3 protein-coding genes are annotated in these 4,125 nt (G+C 74.3%); all 3 read left to right on the top strand.

Annotated features, from left to right (window positions below; translation table 11 throughout):
* The first annotated feature begins 57 nt into the window (after positions 1-57).
* Entirely contained in the window at positions 58-1,098 is a 1,041-nt protein-coding gene (locus ATM99_RS16175; protein ID WP_062103873.1) for an aliphatic sulfonate ABC transporter substrate-binding protein, read from the top strand.
* Positions 1,099-1,175: 77 nt separating this feature from the next.
* Positions 1,176-2,078 carry an ABC transporter permease gene (locus ATM99_RS16170; RefSeq protein WP_062103872.1) on the top strand — a complete coding sequence of 301 codons (903 nt, stop codon included), beginning with the start codon at positions 1,176-1,178 and terminating at the stop codon, positions 2,076-2,078.
* Positions 2,075-4,108 carry an acetate--CoA ligase gene (gene acs / locus ATM99_RS16165; protein WP_062103871.1) on the top strand — a complete coding sequence of 678 codons (2,034 nt, stop codon included), beginning with the start codon at positions 2,075-2,077 and terminating at the stop codon, positions 4,106-4,108. Before ATM99_RS16170 ends, acs begins: the two co-directional genes overlap by 4 nt.
* Positions 4,109-4,125 lie beyond the last annotated feature (17 nt).

Here is a 4,125-nt window from a genome sequence, read left to right as displayed (position 1 = left end):
CCGCACCACCCACCCGGCCGGACCCCGGCCCCGCTCCCCCCGAGATGAGAACCGACGATGAGCATCCGCACCGCCGTCTCCGCCACCGCGCTGGCCCTCGCGACCGCCCTGGCGCTGACCGGCTGCGTCGCCGGTGAGGGCACCGCTCCCGCCGCCGCCGGCACGCCCGCCGAGGGCAGCGCCTGGAGCACCGACACGCTCGACATCGACTTCGCGACCTACAACCCCCTGAGCCTGGTCATCAAGGACCAGGGCTGGCTCGAGGAGACGTTCGGCGACGACGTCACCGTGAACTGGCTGCAGTCGGCCGGGTCGAACAAGGCGAACGAGGCCCTGCGCGCCGGCGCCGTCGACGTCGCCTCGACCGCGGGCTCGGCCGCGCTGCTCGCGCGCTCCAACGGCTCCCCGATCCGCACGATCGACATCTACTCCCAGCCCGAGTGGGCGGCGATCGTCGTGCCCGCCGACTCCGACATCACGTCGGTGGCCGACATGGCCGGGAAGTCCGTGGCCGCGACCAAGGGCACCGACCCGTACTTCTTCCTGCTGCAGTCCCTCGACGCGGCCGGCGTCCCGCTCGACCAGGTCGAGGTGCAGAACCTGCAGCACGCCGACGGCCGCACCGCGCTCGAGCAGGGGTCGGTCGCCGCGTGGTCGGGCCTCGACCCGATCATGGCCGCGAGCGAGGCCGAGTCGGGCACGCGGCTGATCTACCGCAACATCGACTTCAACACCTACGGGTTCCTCAACGCGACGCAGGACTTCCTCGACGCGAGCCCCGACGTCGCGCAGGTCGTGGTCGACGCGTACGAGAAGGCGCGCGCGTGGGCGCAGGAGAACCCCGAGGAGGTCGTCGAGATCCTCGCCGAGGTCGCGGGCATCGACCCGGCCGTGGCGCAGAAGGTCGTCGTCGAGCGCACGAACCTCGCGATCGACCCCGTGCCGGGCGACGCGCAGCGTCAGGTCCTCGAGGTCGTCGGCCCGATCTTCGTCGAGTCGGGTGACGTCGCCGACCAGAAGACCATCGACACCGCGCTCGACGAGCTCTTCGAGCCGACGTTCGCCGAGAAGGCCGACCCCGCGAACGTCGCGGGCTGACGACCACCGCGGCGCCCGCCCGGCACGCCCGGGCGGGCGCCACCCTCCGCACCGCTCCTCGTCCCCCAGGAGACCCCATGCCCGACGCACCGACCGCGGCCCCGGTCCTCGTGACCGTCCCCGGCTCCCCCGGCACCGGACCCGTCACCGACGCGGCCGGACGCCCGCACCGCGCGCTCAACCCCCACGACCGCGGGCCCGCGCGCGCCGCGTCGTCGGGGTTCTGGTCTCGGCGCGCCACGCGCGTGGTCGGCGGGGCGCTGCTGCCCGTGCTGCTGCTCGCAGCCTGGCAGCACGTGACGAGCGCCGGGCTCGTCGCGCCGTACCAGCTGCCGAGCCCGGCGTCGGTGTGGGCGGCGGCGGTCGACCTGCAGGAGCGCGGCGAGCTCGGCACGCACGTCGCCATCTCGGTGCAGCGCGTCGTGATCGGGTTCGCGGTGGGTGCGCTCGTCGCGCTCGTCGTCGCCGCGCTCGTGGGCCTGTCACGCGCGGGCGACGTGCTGCTCGCCCCGACGCTCGCCGCGCTGCGCGCCGTGCCGTCGCTCGCGTGGGTCCCGCTGCTCATCCTCTGGATGAAGATCGGCGAGGACTCGAAGGTCACGCTCATCGCGATCGGGGCGTTCTTCCCCGTCTACACGACGGTCGCGGCGGCCCTGCGCCACGTCGACCCGCACCTCGTCGAGGCGGGGCGCGCGTTCGGCCTGCGCGGGGCCGGGCTCTTCCGCTCGGTGCAGCTGCCCGCGGTGCTGCCCTCGGTGATGTCCGGGCTGCGGCTCGGGCTCGCGCAGGCGTGGCTCTTCCTCGTCGCGGCCGAGCTCATCGCGTCCTCGATGGGTCTGGGCTTCCTGCTCACCGACTCGCAGAACAACGGGCGGGTCGACCGGATCCTGCTCGCCATCGTGCTGCTCGCGGTCATCGGCAAGCTCACCGACTCGGTGCTCGCCGTCGCCGAGAAGCAGCTGCTACGGAGGTTCGCGTGACCACGCTCACCGCGCTGCAGACCGAGACGCGCACCTACCCCGCCCCCGCCGGCCTCGCGGCGACCTCGAACGTGCGGCCCGAGGACTGGGCCCGCGCCGAGGCCGACCCGGTCGCGTTCTGGGAGGAGGCCGCGCGGCGCCTGCGCTGGGACGAGCCGTGGCACACCGCGCACACGTGGGCCCCGCCGGTGGCCGTAGCCGGCGGGGCCGAGGACGAGCTCACGGTCCCCGAGGCGCGCTGGTTCGTCGGCGGCCGCCTCAACGTCGCGGTCAACTGCGTGGACCGGCACGTCGAGGAGGGCCGCGGCGACAAGGTCGCGCTGCACGTCGAGGGCGAGCGCGGCGACCGCCGGTCGATCACCTACGCGCAGCTGCAGCGCGAGGTCGCGCAGGCCGCGCACGCGCTCACCGAGCTCGGCGTCGGACCCGGCGACCGCGTCGTGGTCTACCTGCCGGTGATCGCCGAGACCGTCGTCGTGACGCTCGCGATCGCACGGATCGGCGCCGTGCACTCGCTCGTGTTCGGCGGGTTCTCGGCCGAGGCCGTGCGCTTCCGGGTGCAGGACACCGAGGCGAAGGTGCTCGTCACGAGCGACGGGCAGTTCCGCCGCGGCGCCGCCGTCGAGGTCAAGTCCGCCGCCGACGAGGCCGTCGCCGGGCTCGACCACGTCGAGCACGTGCTGGTCGTGCGCCGCACGGGCCAGGACGTCGCGTGGACCCCCGGGCGCGACGTCTGGTGGCACGACGTGGTCGACCGCCAGCCCGACGTCCACGAGGCGGCGTCGTTCGACGCCGAGCACCCGCTGTTCGTCATCTACACCTCGGGCACCACGGGCAGGCCGAAGGGGCTGGTCCACACGTCCGGCGGGTACCTCACGCACGCCGCGTGGTCCCACTGGGCCGTGTTCGACGTCAAGGACGACGACGTGCACTGGTGCACCGCCGACCTCGCGTGGGTCACGGCGCACACGTACGAGATCTACGGGCCGCTCGCCAACGGCGTGACGCAGGTGATCTACGAGGGCACGCCCGACACGCCGCACCGCGAGCGCCACCTCGAGGTCGTCGAGCGCTACGGCGTCACGACGTACTACACGGCCCCCACGCTCATCCGCACGTTCATGACGTGGTTCGGCGACGACCTGCCCGGCGGGCACGACCTGTCGAGCATCCGCCTGCTGGGCACCGTCGGCGAGGCGATCAACCCCGAGGCGTGGGTGTGGTTCCGGCGCACGTTCGGCCGCGACGAGGCCCCCGTCGTCGACACGTGGTGGCAGTCGGAGACGGGCGCCGCGATGATCGCGCCGGTCCCCGGGGTGACGACGCTCAAGCCCGGCTCGGCCACGCGCCCGCTGCCCGGCATCGCGGCGAAGGTCGTCGGCGAGGACGGCGCCGAGGTCGCCCCCGGGCAGGGCGGGTTCCTCGTCGTCACGCGGCCCTGGCCCGGCATGGCGCGCACCGTGTGGCGCGACCCGCAGCGCTACCTCGACGCGTACTGGCGGCGGTTCGCCGGCCACGGCGAGCACGGCGGGTACTTCCTCGCGGGCGACGGCGCGTCGTACGACGAGGACCGGTACGTGTGGCTGCTCGGTCGCATCGACGACGTCATCAACGTCTCGGGGCACCGCCTGTCGACCATCGAGGTCGAGTCGGCGCTCGTCGCGCACCCGGCCGTCGGCGAGGCCGGCGTCGCGGGCGTCAGCGACCCGGTCACGGGCCAGGCCATCGCGGCGTTCGTCGTGCCGAGCGCCGCACCCGGGCCGGTCGACGACGTCGACGCGTGGCTCGCGGCGACGCACGCGCTGCGCGACGAGCTGCGCGCGCACGTGGCCCACGAGATCGGCCCCGTCGCCCGTCCGCGCCACGTGCTGGTCGTGCCCGAGGTCCCCAAGACCCGCTCGGGCAAGATCATGCGGCGCCTGCTCGCGCAGCTCGTCGAGGGCACGACGCTCGGCGACACGACGTCGCTGCAGAACCCGTGGGCGGTCGAGCAGGTCGGCACGCTCGTCGCGGCGGGCCTGCCGCGGTGAGCCCGCACCCCCGCGCC

The organism is Cellulomonas sp. B6, from assembly GCF_001462455.1.
Taxonomy (GTDB): Bacteria; Actinomycetota; Actinomycetes; order Actinomycetales; family Cellulomonadaceae; genus Cellulomonas.
This window is presented reverse-complemented; position numbering and strand designations above follow the sequence as displayed.